The sequence below is a fragment of the Amycolatopsis sp. 195334CR genome, from assembly GCF_017309385.1.
In the GTDB taxonomy this organism is placed as follows: Bacteria; Actinomycetota; Actinomycetes; order Mycobacteriales; family Pseudonocardiaceae; genus Amycolatopsis.
In genome coordinates this window covers 2,131,257-2,149,918 of the sequence record NZ_JAFJMJ010000001.1, presented here as the reverse complement: position 1 = coordinate 2,149,918, position 18,662 = coordinate 2,131,257, and the positions used below count along the sequence as shown (strand labels likewise).

19 protein-coding genes and 1 tRNA gene are annotated in these 18,662 nt (G+C 70.3%); 10 read left to right on the top strand and 10 right to left on the bottom strand.

Features of this window, described 5'->3' with window-relative positions; all coding sequences use genetic code 11:
* Positions 1–10: 10 nt before the first annotated feature.
* From JYK18_RS10545 to JYK18_RS10525, 5 genes are all read right to left on the bottom strand, one after another.
* Complete coding sequence (locus JYK18_RS10545) at positions 11–961, bottom strand: ABC transporter permease (protein ID WP_206801910.1); 951 nt, start codon at positions 959–961, stop codon at positions 11–13.
* A 45-nt stretch (positions 962–1,006) separates the two neighbouring features.
* Positions 1,007–1,774: a class I SAM-dependent methyltransferase gene (locus JYK18_RS10540; RefSeq protein ID WP_206801909.1), complete on the bottom strand. Its 768-nt coding sequence runs from the start codon at positions 1,772–1,774 to the stop codon at positions 1,007–1,009.
* A gap of 205 nt (positions 1,775–1,979) precedes the next feature.
* Positions 1,980–2,378, bottom strand: a complete 399-nt coding sequence (locus JYK18_RS10535) for a hypothetical protein (protein ID WP_206801908.1) — start codon at positions 2,376–2,378, stop codon at positions 1,980–1,982.
* Between the two features lie 11 nt (positions 2,379–2,389).
* The gene (locus tag JYK18_RS10530; RefSeq protein ID WP_206801907.1) at positions 2,390–2,938 is read right to left on the bottom strand and encodes a hypothetical protein; all 549 of its coding nucleotides are present in this window, start codon (positions 2,936–2,938) and stop codon (positions 2,390–2,392) included.
* Between the two features lie 102 nt (positions 2,939–3,040).
* Positions 3,041–3,601, bottom strand: coding sequence for a bacterial proteasome activator family protein (locus tag JYK18_RS10525; protein ID WP_206801906.1), 561 nt, complete (start codon positions 3,599–3,601; stop codon positions 3,041–3,043).
* Positions 3,602–3,691: 90 nt separating this feature from the next.
* Here JYK18_RS10525 and JYK18_RS10520 point away from each other — a divergent pair, with 90 nt between their 5' ends.
* The gene (locus JYK18_RS10520) at positions 3,692–4,891 is read left to right on the top strand and encodes a cysteine desulfurase-like protein (RefSeq protein ID WP_206801905.1); all 1,200 of its coding nucleotides are present in this window, start codon (positions 3,692–3,694) and stop codon (positions 4,889–4,891) included.
* 1 nt (position 4,892) lies between these two features.
* On the opposite strand, the gene JYK18_RS10515 is transcribed toward JYK18_RS10520, so the two are convergent.
* Positions 4,893–5,870, bottom strand: coding sequence for an NAD(P)H-quinone oxidoreductase (locus JYK18_RS10515; protein ID WP_206801904.1), 978 nt, complete (start codon positions 5,868–5,870; stop codon positions 4,893–4,895).
* 202 nt (positions 5,871–6,072) lie between these two features.
* On the opposite strand from JYK18_RS10515, the gene JYK18_RS10510 reads away from it, so the two are divergent.
* Positions 6,073–7,608, top strand: a complete 1,536-nt coding sequence (locus JYK18_RS10510) for a M28 family metallopeptidase (protein ID WP_206801903.1) — start codon at positions 6,073–6,075, stop codon at positions 7,606–7,608.
* Between the two features lie 57 nt (positions 7,609–7,665).
* On the opposite strand, the gene JYK18_RS10505 is transcribed toward JYK18_RS10510, so the two are convergent.
* On the bottom strand, positions 7,666–8,571 hold the full coding sequence (locus tag JYK18_RS10505; RefSeq protein WP_206801902.1) for a neutral zinc metallopeptidase: 906 nt from the start codon (positions 8,569–8,571) through the stop codon (positions 7,666–7,668).
* 531 nt (positions 8,572–9,102) lie between these two features.
* Here JYK18_RS10505 and JYK18_RS10500 point away from each other — a divergent pair.
* Both JYK18_RS10500 and JYK18_RS10495 read left to right on the top strand, forming a co-directional pair.
* Positions 9,103–9,570: a MarR family winged helix-turn-helix transcriptional regulator gene (locus JYK18_RS10500; protein ID WP_206801901.1), complete on the top strand. Its 468-nt coding sequence runs from the start codon at positions 9,103–9,105 to the stop codon at positions 9,568–9,570.
* Positions 9,571–9,594: 24 nt separating this feature from the next.
* Positions 9,595–9,682: transfer RNA gene (locus tag JYK18_RS10495), tRNA-Ser, on the top strand.
* A gap of 90 nt (positions 9,683–9,772) precedes the next feature.
* On the opposite strand, the gene JYK18_RS10490 is transcribed toward JYK18_RS10495, so the two are convergent.
* The gene (locus tag JYK18_RS10490) at positions 9,773–10,063 is read right to left on the bottom strand and encodes a DUF2277 domain-containing protein (RefSeq protein ID WP_206801900.1); all 291 of its coding nucleotides are present in this window, start codon (positions 10,061–10,063) and stop codon (positions 9,773–9,775) included.
* 120 nt (positions 10,064–10,183) lie between these two features.
* Here JYK18_RS10490 and JYK18_RS10485 point away from each other — a divergent pair, with 120 nt between their 5' ends.
* From JYK18_RS10485 to JYK18_RS10465, 5 genes are all read left to right on the top strand, one after another.
* Positions 10,184–10,372 carry a DUF1918 domain-containing protein gene (locus JYK18_RS10485; RefSeq protein ID WP_153036700.1) on the top strand — a complete coding sequence of 63 codons (189 nt, stop codon included), beginning with the start codon at positions 10,184–10,186 and terminating at the stop codon, positions 10,370–10,372.
* 37 nt (positions 10,373–10,409) lie between these two features.
* The gene (locus JYK18_RS10480; protein WP_206801899.1) at positions 10,410–11,102 is read left to right on the top strand and encodes a Crp/Fnr family transcriptional regulator; all 693 of its coding nucleotides are present in this window, start codon (positions 10,410–10,412) and stop codon (positions 11,100–11,102) included.
* A 96-nt stretch (positions 11,103–11,198) separates the two neighbouring features.
* Positions 11,199–11,375, top strand: a complete 177-nt coding sequence (locus JYK18_RS10475; RefSeq protein ID WP_206801898.1) for a hypothetical protein — start codon at positions 11,199–11,201, stop codon at positions 11,373–11,375.
* Between the two features lie 181 nt (positions 11,376–11,556).
* Positions 11,557–12,321 carry a hypothetical protein gene (locus JYK18_RS10470; RefSeq protein WP_206801897.1) on the top strand — a complete coding sequence of 255 codons (765 nt, stop codon included), beginning with the start codon at positions 11,557–11,559 and terminating at the stop codon, positions 12,319–12,321.
* 216 nt (positions 12,322–12,537) lie between these two features.
* A complete protein-coding gene (locus tag JYK18_RS10465) occupies positions 12,538–13,113 on the top strand; it encodes a hypothetical protein (RefSeq protein ID WP_206801896.1) in 576 nt (191 codons plus the stop codon).
* Between the two features lie 65 nt (positions 13,114–13,178).
* Here JYK18_RS10465 and JYK18_RS10460 read toward each other — a convergent pair whose 3' ends face one another.
* Both JYK18_RS10460 and JYK18_RS10455 read right to left on the bottom strand, forming a co-directional pair.
* On the bottom strand, positions 13,179–14,360 hold the full coding sequence (locus JYK18_RS10460) for a S8 family peptidase (RefSeq protein ID WP_206801895.1): 1,182 nt from the start codon (positions 14,358–14,360) through the stop codon (positions 13,179–13,181).
* A gap of 86 nt (positions 14,361–14,446) precedes the next feature.
* Complete coding sequence (locus JYK18_RS10455; RefSeq protein ID WP_307795854.1) at positions 14,447–17,401, bottom strand: AAA family ATPase; 2,955 nt, start codon at positions 17,399–17,401, stop codon at positions 14,447–14,449.
* 340 nt (positions 17,402–17,741) lie between these two features.
* On the opposite strand from JYK18_RS10455, the gene JYK18_RS10450 reads away from it, so the two are divergent.
* Positions 17,742–18,542 (top strand): alpha/beta hydrolase, encoded by an 801-nt coding sequence (locus JYK18_RS10450; RefSeq protein ID WP_206801894.1) that lies wholly within the window; start codon positions 17,742–17,744, stop codon positions 18,540–18,542.
* The last annotated feature ends 120 nt before the right edge of the window (positions 18,543–18,662 follow it).

The following is an 18,662-nucleotide window of genomic DNA, read 5'->3' as shown; positions in this document are numbered from 1 at the left end:
TGGTTTCCTGTCACACCCAATACGAGACGCGGGCACGGTAGTTGCGCATGGCGACCAGCGCCAGCGCCCAGCCGACGATCGCCATCCCGGCGACCGCGAGCCAGCTGTAGATGCTCAGGTGCTGGCCCAGCAGCGGCGCGCGGACCACCTGGACCAGATGGTAGATCGGGTTGAGCTGGATGATCGGCAGCACGGTCTCGGCCAGCTGGTGCCGGTTGCCGCCGACGGCGCTGACCTGGTCCAGCGGCCAGACGATCGGGGTCAGGTAGAACAGCAGCTGGACCAGCGCGTTGATCACCTGGGGGATGTCGCGGAAGCGGGTGGAGATGATGCCGAGCAGCATGGTCACCCAGCCCGCGTTCAGCGCCACCAGCATGAAGCCGGGGATGGCCAGCAGGATGTCGAAGCCGATGCCGGGGTGGCAGGTCCACGCGGTGTTCACGCCACCGCAGGTGCCGTCGCCGGTCAGCGTGTACGGCCCGCTCAGCGTCCCGACGTAGATCAGCATGATGACCACGTAGACGATGATGTTGTGGGCGAACATCAGCATCTGGCGCCACACCGTGCGCAGTGCGTACACCGACAGCGGCGAGGGCAGCTGCTTGATCAGCCCCTCGTTGGAGATGAAGCACTCCATGCCTTCGGTGAGGCAGCCGCTGATGAACGTCCAGACGATCAGGCCGGTGGCCACGTACGGCAGGAAGGTCGCCACCGGCGCGCCGAACAGGACCGCGTAGAGGACCCCGAGCCCGAGCGCGATGACACCCTGGCTGATGGTGATCCAGAACGGGCCGAGCACGGAGCGGCGGTAGCGCTGCTTGATGTCCTGCCAGCCGAGATGGCTCCAGAGCTCACGATTGGCGTAGCCCTGCTTGAGATCGCGGATGGCGCGCTTGAACGTGCGGCTGTCGGAGACCGCAGGGGGCGCGGGAACCTGTTCGATGGTGCTGGTGGCGTGCACGAGATACGAGGGTACCGACGGGCTCGACCTGACTGAGACCAGCCCTCACCGCCCGCCGATGCGGACGATGACCTGCTCGTCGGAGTAGGTGTAACCCTCATAGGTGAATTCCACGCCGGTCGCGCCGACGTACTCCATCCACGCCCGGTACTCGTGCCGCTGCCAGCCCGGGTAGTTGAAGAACTCGTCGAAGACCACGATGCTGCCCTCGACCAGTCGGGGGCCGACCAGGTCCAGCACGGTCTTCGCCGAGCTGTACAGGTCGCCGTCCACGTGCAGGAAGCCCACCGGGCCGGGGTGCTCGTCGAGGAACTTGGGCAGCGTCTCGTCGAACCAGCCGGGCACCAGCTCCGCGCCGGAGACGTCCGGCAGCCCGTCGACGGTGAAGGTGCCCGCCGGGAAACCGTTGCGCCAGTCCTCGGGCAGGCCCTGGAACGAGTCGAAGCCGTACACCTCACCGGCGCGCGCGGCGGCGATGATCTTCAGCGTGGTCCCGGTGTAGACGCCGAACTCCAGCGCCATGCCCTCGGCCGGGGCCAGCGACAGCGCGTGCTCCAGGGTGGCGTGCGGGTCGCCGAAGTGCGGGGCGGTCGGCATGTGGTTGCGCACGAAGCGGTTCGCCTCGATCGCGGCCTCCTGGTCGGCCGCGTAGACGATGTCCCGCCTGCTGCGGATTTCGAACTCGACCAGGCGGTCGAAGGCGTGTTTCGCGTCCTGGCGCAGCTCGTGTTCGAGCCGGTCGAGGCGTTCGCGCTGCTCGTTCTGCCACGGTTCCATCACCTCGGCCATGGCGCGGAGGAACTTCTCGCGCATCGACCGGCGCACTGCTTCACCTCTGAGCAGCTGATGGATTCTTTCGCGCACCGCAGGGGCCTCCCTCGTTCGCAGGCTCGGCAGGTGGGGCCCCCAATCGCCCCGATGCCTTGGCCGCGCCGAAAGCCAGGAGTGTACGCACGCGCCGACTCGCCGTGAACCGGTAGTTGCGTTATAGGGCGCCTTATTTCCCCGGCCCGCCGGCTCAGCCGGCGGCGAAGAGCCAGCCGAGCCCCGCGGGAACGAGAACCGCGGCGGCGCCGGAGACCAGGGCGGGAACGGTGCGCCGCTGCCGCGCGGAGGAGTCCAGCGCGGTGAACGGGATGGCGGCGAGCGCGCCGACCACGACGAGTTCGGTGATGGTGGGCCGCGCCACGTCCTGGACCAGCGAGGAAACCAGGGCGGTGAGCACGAACGCGGCGAAGGCGACGGCCAGCCGCGTGGGCAGCCACCGCTCCTGCGCCGAGATGACCGAGTCACCCCAGGTGCTGCCCCCGGCACGAGCCCGCACGGTGGTGCGCACGGCGAGCGCGCACACCACCAGCGTGGCCACCGGGAGCAGCACGTAGAACAGCGCGAGCGCGGGGCCGTCCAGGCCGCGCATGGCCCCACCCCCTAGAAGCAGTTGTCCAGGATCCCGTCGATGCTGAGCACCTCCGCGGCGATCGCGCCGACGCCCTGGCCGGCTTCCTCGAACACCTCGCGGAGTGCGTCGAGCGCGTCCTTGTCCTGCTCCTTCGAGCGCGCGAAGGCCTTGTTGATCAGGTCGACGATCTTGCGCGGCCCGCCGAGGTCCTTGACCAGCTTCCACAGCTTGAGCACCTTGCCCGCGGCGAACAGGTTGAACCCGATCGCCGCGGCGATGCCGGACAGGCACTTGCCGACGTCCGCCCTCGGCGCCACGTCGGCGTAGCACTTGAGGCAGATGTACCCGCGCTTCTCGAACTCGCCGCGCACCCAGTTGCCCGCGGCCTGCTCGTCGTTGGTGAGCTCGACCGGGATGTTCGCCACGACCTCGTACACCTGGGGCGCGGCTTCGCCGGTGTCACTGGGCAGCGGGCCGGGTGCGACCCGCTGCACCTCCGCGACGGCCGGGCTGACGCCCGCCGACGCGCCCAGCGCCACGATCAGCGCGACGGCCAGGGCGCGGACTGCGTTCCGCATCTTCGGTTCCCTTCGTCGTGGTGGGGAACCGATCGACGGGGGGAACCGAGTCTATGTTGGTCGTTGACCAAGTAGCAAGATCAACGGTTTGTAGTTGACCGACTAGAGGTACTGGCCGGTGCCGCTGATGCCGGGGCCGGGGTTGTCGCCGCCCGCCGACGCGCCCGGCGGCAGCCCGCGGCGCATCTGCTCCAGCTGCACCCGCGCGGCCATCTGCTGGGCGAACAACGCGGTCTGGATGCCGTGGAACAGCCCCTCCAGCCAGCCGACCAGCTGCGCCTGCGCGATCCGCAGTTCGGCGTCGGTGGGCGTGGTGTCCTCGGTGAACGGCGAGACGAGGCGTTCCAGCTCGTCGCGCAGCTCCGGCGCGAGTGCCTGCTCCAGCTCCTTGATCGAGGTCTCGTGGATCTCGCGGACCCGGTTGCGGCTGGCGTCGTCGAGCGGTGCCGCGCGGACCTCTTCGAGCAGCTGCTTGATCATCGTGCCGATGCGCATCACCTTGGCGGGCTCTTCGACGAGGTCACCGACGGTTTCGCTCTGCTCGGCCTCTTCGCTCGGCGCGATCCTGGCCGTGCCGACCGGGGACCCGTCCGGCCCGACCACCACGACGTGCTGGGCGGACTCGCCGTTCGTGTCTGCTTTCGGGTAATTCGGCTCGGTCATGCCCCGAGCCTACTGGTCCGTGGCTGGTCACGCGGTTCCCAGGCCAACCCCGGAGCACACGGTGATTCCCGGGCTCCGTACCGTGTGCCCATGGCCTTCGACGTCGCTCGGATTCGCGGGTTGTTCCCCGCACTGGGTGATGGCTGGATTCACTTCGACGGCGCGGCCGGGATGCTGGTGCCCGAGCAGGTGGCCTCGGCGGTCTCCACGGCGATGCGGGCCCCGGTTTCCGGGCCCGGGGGCGCTTTCCCGGCCTCGCAGCGCGCCGAGAGCATCGTGTCCGCGGCCCGGCGGGCGGTGGCCGACCTGGTCGGCGCGGAACCGACCGGCGTGGTGCTCGGCGCGAGCGCGTCGGTGCTGATCCAGCGCCTGGTCGACGCGCTGTCCGAGCGGTGGACCATCGGCGACGAGGTGGTCGTCTCCCGGCTCGACGAGCAGGCGAACCTGGCGCCGTGGCGGCGGGCGGCCAAGCGCGTCGGCGCGGTGGTGCGCTGGGGCGAGATAGACATCGAGACCTGCGAACTGCCCGCCTGGCAGTACGAGAACCTGGTGTCCGCGCGCACCAAGGTGGTCACCGTGACGCTGGCGTCGGGCTCGGTGGGCACCCGCCCCGACGTGCCGACGATCATCGAGTTCGCCAAGCGGGTCGGCGCGCTGGTGGTGGTGGACGCCACCTACGCGGCCCCGTTCGTGCCGCTGGACCTGCAGGAGCTGGGCGCGGACATCATGGTCGTCTCGGCGCAGGCCTGGGGCGGGCCCGCGGTCGGCGCCCTCGTCTTCCGCGATCCGGAACTGCTGGAGCGGCTGCCGTCGGCCTCACTGGAGGCCAACGCGCGCGGCCCGGCCCGGCTCGAACTGGGCCCGCACGCCTACCCGCTGCTCGCCGGGCTGGTCGCCTCGGTGGACTACCTGTCCGGTTTGGACGACGCCGCGATCGGCTCGCGGCGGGAGAAGCTGGTCACCTCGCTCGGTTCGGCGAAGTCGTACCACGCCGGCCTGCTCGCCCAGCTGAGCACGGAACTGCGCTCGCTGCGGCACGTGATGGTGATCGGCGACGCGATGCGCCGGATCCCGTCGCTCGCCTTCACCGTGGCCGGCAAGAAGTCGCCCGAAGTGGCCGAATACCTTGCCTCGCAGGGACTTTGCGCGTTCGCCGACGACGGCACCAGCGGGGTGTTCTGGGCGCTGGGAGTCGGCGAGGTCGGCGGTGCGGTCCGCATCGGCCTCGCCCACTACTCCAACGTCTTCGAGATCAACCAGCTGGTGCGCGTCCTCGAAGAACTGCGCTGACTCAGGAGCGCGCGGCCAGCAGGATCTTGCCGAACACGCCGCCCTCGTCCAGCGCGGCGTGCGCGGTGCCCGCCTCGGCCATCGGCAGCACCTGGTCCACCACCGGCGCCACCTCACCGCGCTCGACCAGCGGCCACAGGTGCTCGCGGACCGCGCTGACGATGCGTGCCTTGTTCTCGACCGGCCTGCCACGCAGCCCGAGCCCGGTCACGCTGGCGCGCTTGCCGAGCAGCGCACCGAGGTTCAGCTCGCCCTTGACCCCGCCCTGCATGCCGATCACCATCAGCCGTCCGTCCGGCTTGAGCACGTCGACGTTGCGGCCGAGGTAGGACGCGCCCATGTTGTCCAGGATGACGTCCGCGCCGCCGGTTTCCGCGCGCAGCACCTCGACGAAGTCCTGGTCGCGGTAGTTGATGGTGAGGTCGGCGCCGAGTTGGCGGCAGCGGTCGAGCCGGTCCGCCGAGCCCGCGGTGACCGCCACCGTGGCGCCGAGCGCCTTGCCCACCTGGATCGCGTGCGTGCCGATGCCGCCCGCGCCGCCGTGGACCAGCAGCACCTCGCCCTCGGCCAGTCCCGCGTGCATGACCACGTTCGACCAGACCGTGCAGGCCACCTCGGGCAGCCCGGCGGCGGCGATCAGCTTGACCTCACCCGGCACCGGCAGCAGCTGCCCGGCGGGCACCACCACCTTCTCCGCGTAGCCGCCGCCCGCCAGCAGCGCGCACACCTCGTCGCCGACGGACCAGCCCTCGACGCCCTCACCGAGTTCGGCGATCACCCCGGAGCACTCCAGGCCGATGATCTCGCTGGCGCCCTTCGGCGGCGGGTACAGCCCGCGGCGTTGCAGCAGGTCGGCGCGGTTGACCGCGCTGGCGGCGACCTCCACCAGCACCTCCCCGCTGCCTGGTTCCGGGTCGGGGACCTCGGTCCAGCGAAGGTTCTCCGGTCCGCCTGGTTCGGTGATCGTGATCGCGTGCATACCGTCGACCATAAACCCACAATGTCAATTCGTTACCAGCGCCCGTAAACGGCGGTTAAACGGTTACTGTCCCGGAATCCAACGAATGCATCTTGACCGGGAACGGAAAACACCTGAAGGTGATGCGCACTGCGGCAACCGGCTGTGTCGGGGGACATGCGGAGCCGGCTGCCGATTCCACGTGAGATTGGGGAACCGCTCGATGTCATCCGTGAGAAAAAAGCTCGCGCCCGCGGTCGCTCTGGCGGCCTGCGCGGGCTTGGCGCTGGGCACCGCCCCGGCCGCAGGCGCGCAGGCGCAGGCGGTGCCGGACGGGCCTGCACTGGCCAAGCAGCTGGTGAAGAAGGTCGACGTAGGTGGCGTGAACCGGCACCTGATCGCCCTCCAGCGCATTTCCGACCAGAACGGCCGGACCAGGGCCGCCGGCACGCCGGGCTACGACAAGTCCGCCGAGTACGTGGCCGCCAAGCTGGAGTCCGCTGGCTTCACCGTGACCCGGCAGCAGTTCCCGTTCACCTACTCCGAGACGCTCGCCGAGAGCCTCAAGGTGGCCGGGGCGGACGTGCCGGTGATCGTGATGACCTACAGCCCGTCCACGCCGGTCGGGGGCATCACCGCACCGCTGGCCGTGGTCCCGTCGGACGCCACGCCGGGCTGCGAGGCGACCGACTACAGCGGGGTGACCGGCAAGATCGTGCTGGTCTCGCGCGGGGCGTGCTCGTTCGCGCAGAAGCAGCAGGCCGCCGCGGAAGCCGGTGCGGTCGGCGCGGTCATCTACAACAACACCGACGGCGACCTGAACGGCACGCTCGGTGACCCGACCGCGGCGAAGATCCCGACCGGTGGCATCACCAAGGCCGCCGGCGAGTCGCTGGCGAGCCAGAACGGCGCCTCGGTCACCCTGGAGCTGCGCACCATCCAGGAGCAGCGCAGCACCTACAACGTGATCGCGGAGACCAAGACCGGCCGCAAGGACAACGTGGTGATGGCCGGTGCCCACCTGGACAGCGTGCCGGGCGGCGCCGGGATCAACGACAACGGCACCGGCTCGGCCGGGCTGCTGGAGACCGCGTTGCAGCTGGGCGGCAGCCCGAAGGTGAACAACGCGGTGCGCTTCGCCTGGTGGGGTGCCGAGGAGTTCGGCCTGGTCGGCTCGGACTACTACACCGCGCAGCTGAGCTTCGAGCAGCAGCTGGACATCGCGCTGTACCTCAACTTCGACATGATCGGCTCGCCGAACGCGGCGTACTTCGCCTACGACGGCGACGACTCGGCCGGTGAGGGTTCGGGCCCCGGCCCGTACGGTTCGGCGCAGATCGAGCAGCAGTTCGTCGGCTACCTCGGCTCGCAGGGCATCCCGGTGGAGGACACCGACTTCAGCGGCCGTTCCGACTACGGCGGCTTCATCGCGCTGGGCATCCCGGCCGGTGGCCTGTTCACCGGTGCCGAGGGCATCAAGACCGAGGCGCAGGCGGCGAAGTGGGGCGGCAAGGCGGGCGTGGCCTACGACCCGTGCTACCACCAGCCGTGCGACAACCTCGGGAACGTGGACCGCAAGGCCCTCGACCGCAACTCCGACGCGCTGGCCTGGGTGACCGCCACCTACGGCATCAGCACCGAGGAGGTCAACGGGGTCGGCCCGCAGGGCGCGAAGAACAAGAAGGCGACCGCTGACCAGCGGAAGGCGCAGCGCAGCTTCTCGGCACACGCCGAGCACACGCACGACGTCGCCGCCTGATCGGCAGTGGTTTCCGGGGGCCGTGAGCCAGGTGCTCACGGCCCCCTCTTCGTGCGCTCAGCCCAGGTCGCGCGTGCTGAAGGTGTCGCAGCGGGCCGGGTCGCCGGTGGTGATGCCGGTGGTGAACCACTTCTCGCGCTGCTTCGAGCTGCCGTGGCTGAACTTCGACTGGTCCACCCGGCCGCCGCCGAGTTCGCGCTGGATGTAGTCGTCGCCGATGCGGGCGGCGGTGTCCAGTGCGCGCTTGACGTCGTCCTGGGTGATCTCGGTGACCAGCGGCCTGCCGGTCTCGGTGGGCGTGGTGGTGGCGTGGTTGGCCCAGACGCCCGCGTAGCAGTCGGCCTGGAGTTCCAGCCGGACCGAGTCGGAGGCGGGGCCGCTGCGGCTGCGCACGCGGTCGGAGGTGCCGTTGAGGTTCTGCACGTGGTGGCCGTACTCGTGGGCCAGCACGTACGCCTCGGCGAACGGGCCGCCCTGCGCACCGAAGCGCGAACGGAGTTCCTGGAAGAACGCGAGGTCGATGTAGACCTCGGAGTCGGCGGGGCAGTAGAACGGGCCGACGTCGGAGCTGGCGCTGCCGCAGCCGGTGCGCACGCCGCCGCTGAAGAAGTTCGTGGTGGCCTTGCGGTAGGTCTGGCCGGAGCGGGCGAACTCGGCGGCCCAGTAGTCCTGGATGGAGTTGATCACCGCGACCGTGGCGCAGTCCTGGTTCCGGTTGGCGTCGGCGCCGGTGCGGCACTCCGAGGAGAGCGAGGTGTTGTCGGTCTGCTGGCCGGACCCGATGCCGGACAACCCGGAGCCGCTCGGCGAGACCCCGCCGAACTGGCCGAGGAGGAAGTAGACCACCAGGCCGAGCACGCCGAGCCCACCACCGCCGAGGGCGACCCGGCCGCCGATCCCGCCGCCGCCACGCTGATCGGAGACCTCGGACAGGTCGAGGCCCGCACCTTCGTCGAATCGCACGCGGCAAAGCCTAGTCCTCGCCGGGAAACCCCGCCTGGGCAAGAAAAAAGCCTGGGTGCACGCACCCGCAGCGGGGGCGTGCACCCAGGACTACCGAGGTTGTCATGGAAAAACTAACGCGGTCGGCCGCAGTGCCGGGCCGGCGTTGAGCACCGGCGGTGTGGGCACGGAGGCCACACCGAACACGAGCTCGAACGACGCCGAAATGCGCGTTTCAAGACCCGAGCGCACGTGGAATACCCGCGCTCGCACTGTTCACAATCACGACCTGGTCGCCAATCGGGCCGCCCCGGTCGTGGGGACACAGCCGTCGGTCAACCGCGAGGAATCATCCGTCACTGCACCACCTAACCCTCTCCCGGGTGGAGGCCCGTCCCGGCGCGCCTGGCCGGTGTGCCGCGGTTCGGGTCGTGCCATCCGCTTGCGACCAGAATGCGCCTCCGACGGCGGTGAGACAACCGTTTCGGCAGCCACTTTCGGCGGAAGATCCCCGCTGCGGAGGAGGCGGGTGCGGGATCTACTCTGCGTAGCATGAGCGAGGAAGAGCCGCGGTGGCTGAGCGAGCGCGAGATGCTCGCCTGGCGGTCGTACATCGTCGCCACCCTGCACCTGCGGCAGCGGTTGCACCGGGAGCTCGCCGAGGAGCACGACCTCTCGCTCATCGACTACGAGGTGCTGGTGGCGCTGTCGGCGAGTGAGGACGGCCGGGCGCGGATGTCGGACCTGGCGGCCATGCTGGGGTCGACGAAGAGCAGGCTGTCGCACCAGGTGGGGCGCCTGGAGCACGAAGGCCACGTCCAGCGCGAACGCGACCCGGCGGACCGGCGCGGGGTGGTCACGGTGCTCACGGAGAGCGGCCGGGCCCTGCTGCGGAGGGCGGCCCCCACGCACGTGACGGGGGTGCGGGCGCACCTGATCGATCTGCTCACCGAAGAGGAGCAGGTGGTGCTGGGGGAGGCGTTCAGCCGGGTGAACAACCACCTCGGGGGCGCCTGGTAGGGCGAGGCGCTAGGCTCGGGGCAGGGAAGCGTGGCAGAGCGGCCGAATGCACTCGCCTTGAAAGCGAGCGTTGGGAAACCAACCGGGGGTTCAAATCCCTCCGCTTCCGCCATGGGGTCGAGTCGCCACCGGAATCGGTCGGACGGACCGCTCAGAAAGCTTCCGAATCAGGCGTCGCCGGTACCGGAAGTGAAACGCGCGATCAGCCCTGAGCGGCCTTCGCTGCCTCTCGGGCGGCGATCCGCGCCTGCACCTCGGGCCGCCGCAGCGGGGGCACCACGGCCGGCGGCTTCCGCCGCGCGGGCAGGGCGTTGATCAGCTTCTCCGTCGCCGCGGCGATTTCGGCGACGGCGGTCTCGTACGCCTCGCGGTTGTTCTTCGAGACGGAGCTGACCCCGCCGACCTTCCGGACGTACTGCTCGGCCGCGGCCTGGATCTCGTCGTCCGTGGCGACCGGCTCCAGACCACGCAGGTTCGTGATGTTGCGGCACATGGCACCAGGGTACGTCGCCGGGCTCGGGAGTGGCTCGAAAACGCAGTTCACCCTGGCGCACCCTGTGCTCGCGACGGCTCACCGGGCATTCTGGAACAACCGGCGAAGATGGGAGGAACCATGCAGGCAAGCGTCGGCGACCAGTTGCTGACCCACGGCCGGGTGGTCGGCCAGCAGGACCGGTTCGCCGAGATCGTCGAAGTGCTCGGCGCGGACGGCACGCCGCCCTACCGCGTGCGTTTCCCCGACGGGCACGAAGCGCTGGTCAGCCCCGGAGCCGACTCCGTGGTGCGCAACCGGGACGCCTGAGCGGGCGCCACCGGCCGGCGGGAGGGGGAACTCCGTCATGCCCGTGACCTGGCGGGATCCGCTCCCGAAGGCCGGCCCGAACACCTTCTGGGGTGCGCTGGAGCCCCCCGACCGGCAGGCGCTCGCGGGCGCGGGCGCGCTGTGCTCCTATCCCCGTCCGGCTACGCTCTGTCGCGAAGGCGAAGCCGCCGATGGAGTATTCGTGCTCTACGGCGGACTGGTCGAGGTCTACCGAGCCGACTCCAGCGGCAACCGGACGGTCCTCACACGCCGCGGTGCCGGTGAGATCGTCGGCGACATGGCGGCGGTCGACGGCGGCCCGGTTTCCGCCACGGTCCAGGTGTTGCGGCAGGTCCGCGCGCTGGTGGTGCCCGCCGTCCGATTCGCCGCGCTGTGCCGCGAACGGCCCCGCATCGCCTGGCCGGTGCTGACCAACGCGGTGGCCCGCCTGCGCGACAGCGATCTCCACCGCCACCAGCACCGCCTCGACACCCGGCGACGCACCGTGCAGTGCCTGCTCGAACTGGCGCGCGCGGAGAGCCGATCCGGGGAACTGGTGACGATTCGCTTGACTCAGCGAGAACTGGCGGACATGGTGCTCGCGTCACTGGTTTCGGTGACCAGGGTGCTGGAGGAACTCCGGCGGCGGGGCGTGGTGTCCACCGGCCGGGGCTGGATCCGGGTGCACGTGCCGTCCCTGCGGGCCGTGCTGGACGAGGGTGCGCGCTGAGTTCCGCGTTGCACGTCATTTGACGCAGAAGGTTTCCGGTAGCCGGGATATCGTGATCTTGCGACGGTAAATGGCTACCGGAAAAGGTGATTCCCGATGCGAATGATGTGCGCCCCGGCGGTGATGATCAGGATTGTCGCCACCGCCCTGCTGGTCGGGTTGATCAGTGGTTTCGTGCTCGGTGTGCAGCTCAACCCGGTTTTCGGCGAACCGGTTTCGGCGGGCTACACCCCGGTGGCGCCGACGGTGTACGAGCAGGCCGACGGCCGGTGAGCGGTCCCGCTTCCGCTCGGCGGTAGTTGTCCCCGAAACGTCATCTTTTTTGCCAGCGGTATGGCCTTGTTTTTTCCCACTACTCTCTTTGAGACTGGCCGCGTACGGCATTCAGCGCAGGACCGGAGATTCATTTCCGGTCCGCATGGTGCGTTGGCGCTTTTCCGAGAATGGAGTGCTGGTGGCGGATCCGACCTTCGACCCGATCCTGGAAGTGCGCCGCCCCCGTGCGGTCCGGTTGTTCGCGCCGATCACGCCGCCGCGGCGCGGCACCGCCCTGGTGCTCGAACCCCGTGAGGGGGAACCGGTGGTGGTGGACGCCGACGGGCGCGTCCCCGACGCCTGGCTGGGCAACTACCTGCGGTCGTGGGTGGTGGACCTGGCCGACCACGAACTCGGGTTCACCGAACCACTGCCCGCCGAGGACCCGGACCTGCTCTTCGACGCCGAGGTGCGCTGCACCTGCCGGGTGGACAGCCCCGGCCAGGTGGTGCGGCGCCGCGTGCGCGACGCGGCGGCCACCGTGCGGCCCGCACTGGCCGCGTTCCTGCGGCGGATCTCCGCCGGTTACGACATTTCCGACTACGCCGACGCGGAGGCGGATCTCAACGCGCAGCTGGAGTTCTTCACCGCCGACCCCGCGCTCCACATTGGACCCTGCGTGGTGCGGCTGCGGGTCGACCCCGCGGTGCGCGGCCGCGCCGGGCACCCGCGGGGCCGCCTCCGCATGGGGCAGATGCACCGCGGTGCCCTGGGCAGGCTGGTCACCAGCGGCGATCCGGCACTGGCCGCCCGCCTGCTCGCCGGGGTCGACGTGGAGCACGAGCGGATCCCGACCATTTCCCACCCGCCGAAGCACCGGGCGGAGCCCGCGGTGGAGCCCGCCGGTGCCGCCCTGCGGGAACGGCTGATCGCGCACCTGCGTCAGAACAACCAGCACCACTGAACGAGCTGAGCCGGCGGTCCGTTCGCCGAAGGGGGGCGAACGGCCCGCCGGCTCACCGATTTCCTCGTCACCCGATCGAGTTGTTCTCGGCGCACCGGCCGTGGAAGTGGGGCGGGTGCGGTTCCGCCCGGGCTGAACGCGCTGGTAGCTTCGCCTCACTCGCGTGGTCACTGTCGGCGCAAAGCCGGTGACACCAAGCATCGGAGGTTTGGTCTGGTGACGCGGACTCTTCGGCAGCGGCAGGGACGGCTCCCCAGTGGCACGCCCGCACCCGCGAACCTGCACGACCGCACCGGGATCATCGGGGCGAGCGAAGCGGGCCGCCGCGCCGGTGAGCCGACGAACCCGGCCGAACGCGGTGGCCTGCGCCACGCCGCACTGGTGATGGGCGCGGCCGCGGCGTTGTTCTTCGTCGGCTGGCTCGGCACGCACGGGGTGGAATCGGTGCCCACGCCGCTGGAAACCGCGCAGGCGCCGGTCCAGGCGCCGCCGCGGGTGGTCACCCAGCCCGAGCCGGTGGTGGAAAAGCCGCCGGTGCAACCGGAAACGCCGCCGACGGAACCGAAGGCGGCGCCCAAGCCGGCCACCGCGGTGGTCGCCGCCTCGGAGACGAAGAAGAAGCCCGAGAAGAAGAAGCCGGCCGCGGCGAGCGCGGGCGAGGCCCGTGACGACCTGCCGGAAACCACCCAGCCCAAACCGAAGAACCCGGTCGAGCAGTTCGAGGACCAGGTGGAGCAGTTCATCGGCCCGGTGTTCGACCAGATGGTGTCCCAGGCCAGGGGCGGCCGCTAGCCGCCACGACAAGAACCGGCCCGCCGCAGGGGAAATGCGGCGGGCCGGTGTCGTGCGTGGACGGATCAGCCGACGTAGAGCAGCTTGTTCGGCGAACCGGAACCCGGGTTCTTCACCACGTTGTTGGTCGCGGCGTTCTTCAGCGCGGTCTGCACCTGGGCCGGGGTGGCCGAGGGGTTGGCCGACAGGTAGATCGCGGCGGCACCGGCCACGTGCGGCGAAGCCATCGACGTACCCGACATCGACGCCGTGCCACCGCCGTTGCGGGTGGAGGTGACGCTGACGCCCGGCGCGAAGATGTCCGAGCAGGTGCCGTAGTTGGAGAAGCTCGCGCGGTTGTCGCTGGAGTCGGTGGCGTTCACCGTGATCGCCTCCGGCGCGCGGGCCGGGCTGTAGTTGCAGGCGTTCGCGTTGGAATTGCCGGACGCCACCACCACGGTCACGCCGGCGTTGCTGGCGTTGCGCACCGCGGTGTCCACAGTGGAGGCCGCACCGCCGCCGAGGCTCATGTTCAGCACCGCGGGCTTCTTCGCGTTCTTGGCCACCCAGTCGATGCCGGCCACGATCTGGGCGTAGGAACCGGAACCGGAGCAGTTCAGCACGCGCACCGCGACCAGGCTGGTGGACTTGGCCACCCCGTAGGTCGTGCTGCCGACGGTGCCCGCCACGTGCGTGCCGTGGCCCTGGCAGTCGGAGGCGTTGGTGTCGTTGTCGATGAAGTCGTAACCGCTGGTCGCACGGCCACCGAAGTCCGGGTGCTGCAGGTAGATCCCGGTGTCCGCGATGTACGAGGTGACGCCCTCACCGCCGTTGGGGTAGGTGTAGGTCTTGCTCAGCGGCAGGTTGCGCTGGTCGATCCGGTCCAGGCCCCACACCGGGTTGTTCTGCGTGCCCTGGATGGTCAGCACCGCGTTCTGCTCGACGTACTCCACCCGCGGGTCGGCGGCCAGCCGCTTCGCCTGCTTCTCGCTCATGTTCACCGAGAAGCCCTGCAGCGCCGCGGTGTAGGTGTGGCCGACCGAACCACCGTGTCTCGCGGTCAACTCCGCCGCGGTGCCGTCGACCGAGCTGATGCCGATCTGGTCCTTCAGCTTGACCACGTAGCTGCCCGCGATGGCGGCTTCGCTGCCGGCGCCCTTGATCTGCCCCTCCGGCTGCTGGGCCGTGGCGGTTCCGCCGACCGCGACGGTCAGGCCGGTCACCGCGGCCAGCAGGCCCACGTACAGGGGCTTGCGGATGTTCACCATGGGTACTCCGTTCGATCCGGTGGCTGGGGTCCCTCACGAAAAATCCTCACCCGGGGCCACCAGGCGAACAATCCGCAAAACTTTCACTAGGGGTACGTATTTAAAGAAGTTTTCCGACCGACTTCGGTGCGTGACCGCGCGCCGAGTTTTCGCAGCACATTCGCCACGTGTTGCTCCACGGTGCGTGGCGACAGGAATAGGCCGTTCGCGATTTCCCGGTTGGTGCGCCCGGCCGCGAGCATTTCCGCGACCTCCTTCTCGCGCGGCGACAATTGCTGTCCGTAACCGCGCCTGCCGCGTTGTGACGGGGCCCAGGCGCCGTGTTCGCGCAACCGGTGGCGGCACCGGCCCGCGTCACGCGCCGCACCGAGCGTTTCGTAACCGTCGGCGGCGGCGCTCAATTCGGTGAGCGCGATGCTCGTGTCACCCGCTTCGAGACGGGACAGCGCACCGCGTTCCCGTGCCCAGTGCGCCAGGTACGGCATCGGCATCGCGTCCGCCAGCTCGCGCGCGCTCGCGAAGCGTTCCGCGGCTTCCGCGTGCTTCCCTTGTGCGGCAAGCAAAACGGCCTGGGCGGAAGCGAGTCCCGCCGAGGCCGCCGGTGCGTCGCGCCCGGCGATGCCTCTGGCGAAGTCCTCGATCGCCCGCTCCGCGTCGTCGAGGCGCCCGGCGTGCACGTAGGCGTCGACCGCGGACGGCACCAACTCCGCCGCCCACACCCAGATCTCCTTGCGCCGCGCGGTCGCCATGCCGTGGTCGGCCGCCGCGCACGCGCCGGGCAGGTCACCGGCGGCGAGGCGCACCCGCGAGAGCATGCCCGCCGCGCTGAGCACCACGGTCATCACGCCCTGGTCGGGGTTGAGCAGGTTCGTTGCCGCCAGGTGCTTTTCGGCTTCCTCGAACTCACCGCGCACGCACGCGAGCCCGGCCAGCACGAGCGCCGACTCCGAGGTGATCGCCGCGAGGTCGCGGTACTTCTCGCGCAGCGCTTCGGCGGATTCGGCGAGCCCGGACCAGTTGCCGGTCAGCCAGTCGAGCCGCGCCCTGGTGGACTGGCCGTTGCCGGTGACGAAGAGCGCGCCGGCGCAGTTCGCGATGCGCAGGCCGTCCTTGAGCAGGAGCGCGGCGCGGTCGAAGTGGCCGACCCAGGCGCCGGCGTCGGCGAGGTTGCACCAGAACCGCGCCTGCTGCACGCGTTCGGCCACGGTCACCGCGACCTCGCCCGCCTCGGACTTGAACCGCTCGAACTCGTCCCACGCCGAGCCGTCGCCGATGTGCGCGCGCCCGGCGATGCGGTCGGCGGTCAGCGCCAGCCGCAGTTCGGGGTCGTCGAGCTGGTCGTGGACCTGGCGCGCGCGGTCCATCCAGCGCTGGTGCCAGGCCAGCGGGGTGGTGCCGTCGATCGGCTGGGCCAGCAGGTTGATGCCGCGGGCGGCGAGTTCCGGGTCGCCGGCGAGTTCGTCGATGGCCTTCTGCACGGCGGCGCGCCCGCGGGACAGTTCACCGCTCTTGCGCACCAGCAGCAGGCCGGTGTTCATCCGAATGGTGCCGCGCACCACCGGGGAGAGCTCGTACTGGCCGATCACCTTCTCCAGCGTCCTGGTGACGTCGGGGCGCAGCCCGCGCAACGCCACCCGGCTGAGTTTTTCGGCCATCCGGCCCGCGTCCTCGGCCGCGGGCGTGGTGCCGTCGAGCACTGCCTGCAGCGCGTCGATGGCCAGTGAGGTCTCACCGAGTTCGACTGCCTGGTCCGCCGCCGCCTCGGCGTACCGCTGCCATTCGCCGATGCGACCGGCCGCCTTCGCGTGCCCGGCCAGCTGCACCAGTGGTGGGGGTTCGGTAGCTGCCAGCGCCCGCATCGCGCGCGCGTGCAGCAACTGTCTTTCCGGGCCGCTGATCGCGTCGTAGACCGATTTCATCGCCAGCGCGTGCCGGAAGCCGTAGCGGTCGCGGGTCACCTCGCGCAGCACCCCGGCGTCCAGCGCCTGCGCCAGCGCGGTGGACAACGGCCGCCCGCGCAACCCGGCCAGCGCGCCGAGCAGCGAGATCTCGGCGGGCACGCCGAGCACGGCGGCCGAGCGCGCCACGCGCACCGAGGTGTCGGACAGCGTGCTCATCCGCTCGGTCATCGCCTCGCGCAGGAGCACCGGCACTTCGAGGCTGTCCAGCAGCCGGTGCCCGGTGGCGCGATCGACCTCGACCGCACCGGCCGGACCGCGCAGCGCGCGCAGGGTCTCCTCCACCACGAACGGGATGCCCGCGGTGCTCTCGTGCAGCTTCGCGGCGAACTCCTCGGCCACGCGCGGCGCGTCGAGAATGGTCGACGCCAGCATGCGCACCGCGGGCACGTCCAGCGGGCCGAGCTGCACGCGGGCCGCGCGCACGCCCTCGGCCGGGCGGTACGGCACGCCGAGCGGGCCACCGGTGCGCAGGTCCTCGCTGCGGTAGGTGACCACCACGCCGAGCTGCTCCGGCGGGCGCGACAGCACGAACCACAGCAGGTCGCGCGTGCGCTCGTCGGCCCAGTGCAGGTCGTCGATGACCAGCAGCGCGGGACCGCAGGCGCCGAGCAGTTCGCGGATGGCGCGGAACTCGCGGTGCCGTTCGGCGGCGGTGTCGGCCAGCGGTTGCGGGCGCGGCGGCAGCAGGTCGGCGATCTCCGGCAGCAGTGGCCGGAGCACGCCGGCCACCGGGCTCAGCGGCCCGATCGGGAAATCGGCGACCCCGCGCAGCGCTTCCAGCACCGGGCCGTAGGGAAAGGGTTCTCGCAGCGGCTGGCACGAGCCGGTGAGCACGCGCGTGCCCGCCAGTTCGGGCCGCCGCAGCAGCTCCTGCACCAGCCGGGTCTTGCCCATGCCGGCTTCGCCTTCCAGCAGCACGGCCGACGGGCGTTCGGTGACCAGCTCGACGAGCGTGGTCAGCTCGGTGTCCCGGCCGACGAGCACGGGTGAACTCGTCCGCACGGACAGCACCGACGACAACGGCGGCATCAGCGGCACCGTCGGCACGGCGGTTGCAGGGCGTTGGGCCATCCACATCATGGCTCGCTCCTCGACAACGGGTGACTGGGGCAGGTCACCGCGCTGAGCGGAGCCTAGGCAGTCCGGCACCCCCGGGTAAACCTTGTACAGCCCGGCGAATCTCCTGGTGAAAAGGTCGATTCGGAACGGAATGTCACCGTTTTGCCGACTTCCGGTGGACCCCGGATGACACTGAGTAGTCAACTGGTGTTCTTCACCTGTTCCGGCGGTAACTCCCTCGGACGTGTGAGGCGAGATGTCACGTCCAGTAAGCGACCAAAATTCCTACGTACGGACCCACACGTTCGGGTGAATATCGAATAACACTCTTGCCACGGTGGCCACATGGCACACTGAGCCGATGTGGCGGCCGTGGCTGATCGGACTGGGCTGTCTGGCCGCGGTGGCGCTGCTCCTGGTCACCCTGTTGTACGCGTTCCAGCGCAAGATCATTTACTTGCCTTCACCGGGTGCGGTGCCGCCGGCGGCGTCGGTCCTGCCGGGCGCGCGGGACGTCACCTTCGACACCGAGGACGGCCTGCGACTGGGCGGCTGGTTCGTGCCGGCGCGCGGACCGGACACGGGGTTCACCGTGCTGGTCGCGCCCGGCAACGCCGGTGACCGGTCGATGCGGGCGCCGCTGGCGCGCGCGTTGTCGGGGCGCGGGCTGAGCGTGTTGCTCTTCGACTACCGCGGTTTCGGCGGCAACCCGGGCTCGCCGAGCGAGGAGGGGCTTACGCAGGACATCCGCGCGGCGCACCGGTTCCTCGTCGGCGAGGGCGTGGCGGCGGACCGGCTGCGGTACTACGGCGAGAGCCTCGGGTGCTCGCTGGTGACGAAGCTGGCGACGGAGCACCCGCCCGCGGCGCTGATCCTGCGCTCGCCGTTCGTCGACCTGCCGTCGGTGGGAGAGCTGCAGTACCCCTTCCTCCCGGTGCGGTCGATGATGTGGGACCGCTTCCCGGTGGCCGAGGATGTTCGGCGCATCAACGCCCCCGTCGTCGTGATCTACGGGGATGCGGACTCGATTGTGCCGCCGGAACAGAGCATCGAGGTGGCGGCCGCGGGCCGGGCACGCGCCGTCCCGGTTCACGGCGCGGACCACAACGACCGCTCCCTGCTCGATGGCCCCCAACTGATCGATGCCGTCGTAACCCCTTAGCGATCCCCCTCAACCGCCGCGACGGCGGATGGTGTCTGCGTCGCCCCACACTGACCACCGCCGTGGTTTCCGTCCCGTTCTCGCGCTAATCGTGGGGCGCGGCCGCCTTCGTTCTCGCAC

Bases quoted from the DNA above. Each gene is read 5' to 3' on its own strand.
- JYK18_RS10460 (WP_206801895.1), bottom strand. From the start codon at position 14,360: ATGGTGAACATCCGCAAGCCCCTGTACGTGGGCCTGCTGGCCGCGGTG.
- JYK18_RS10450 (WP_206801894.1), top strand. From the start codon at position 17,742: ATGTGGCGGCCGTGGCTGATCGGACTGGGCTGTCTGGCCGCGGTGGCG.
- JYK18_RS10485 (WP_153036700.1), top strand. From the start codon at position 10,184: ATGCAGGCAAGCGTCGGCGACCAGTTGCTGACCCACGGCCGGGTGGTC.
- JYK18_RS10455 (WP_307795854.1), bottom strand. From the start codon at position 17,401: ATGATGTGGATGGCCCAACGCCCTGCAACCGCCGTGCCGACGGTGCCG.
- JYK18_RS10515 (WP_206801904.1), bottom strand. From the start codon at position 5,870: ATGCACGCGATCACGATCACCGAACCAGGCGGACCGGAGAACCTTCGC.
- JYK18_RS10475 (WP_206801898.1), top strand. From the start codon at position 11,199: ATGCGAATGATGTGCGCCCCGGCGGTGATGATCAGGATTGTCGCCACC.
- JYK18_RS10500 (WP_206801901.1), top strand. From the start codon at position 9,103: ATGAGCGAGGAAGAGCCGCGGTGGCTGAGCGAGCGCGAGATGCTCGCC.
- JYK18_RS10490 (WP_206801900.1), bottom strand. From the start codon at position 10,063: ATGTGCCGCAACATCACGAACCTGCGTGGTCTGGAGCCGGTCGCCACG.
- JYK18_RS10525 (WP_206801906.1), bottom strand. From the start codon at position 3,601: ATGACCGAGCCGAATTACCCGAAAGCAGACACGAACGGCGAGTCCGCC.
- JYK18_RS10520 (WP_206801905.1), top strand. From the start codon at position 3,692: ATGGCCTTCGACGTCGCTCGGATTCGCGGGTTGTTCCCCGCACTGGGT.
- JYK18_RS10540 (WP_206801909.1), bottom strand. From the start codon at position 1,774: ATGCGCGAGAAGTTCCTCCGCGCCATGGCCGAGGTGATGGAACCGTGG.
- JYK18_RS10510 (WP_206801903.1), top strand. From the start codon at position 6,073: ATGTCATCCGTGAGAAAAAAGCTCGCGCCCGCGGTCGCTCTGGCGGCC.
- JYK18_RS10535 (WP_206801908.1), bottom strand. From the start codon at position 2,378: ATGCGCGGCCTGGACGGCCCCGCGCTCGCGCTGTTCTACGTGCTGCTC.
- JYK18_RS10530 (WP_206801907.1), bottom strand. From the start codon at position 2,938: ATGCGGAACGCAGTCCGCGCCCTGGCCGTCGCGCTGATCGTGGCGCTG.
- JYK18_RS10480 (WP_206801899.1), top strand. From the start codon at position 10,410: ATGCCCGTGACCTGGCGGGATCCGCTCCCGAAGGCCGGCCCGAACACC.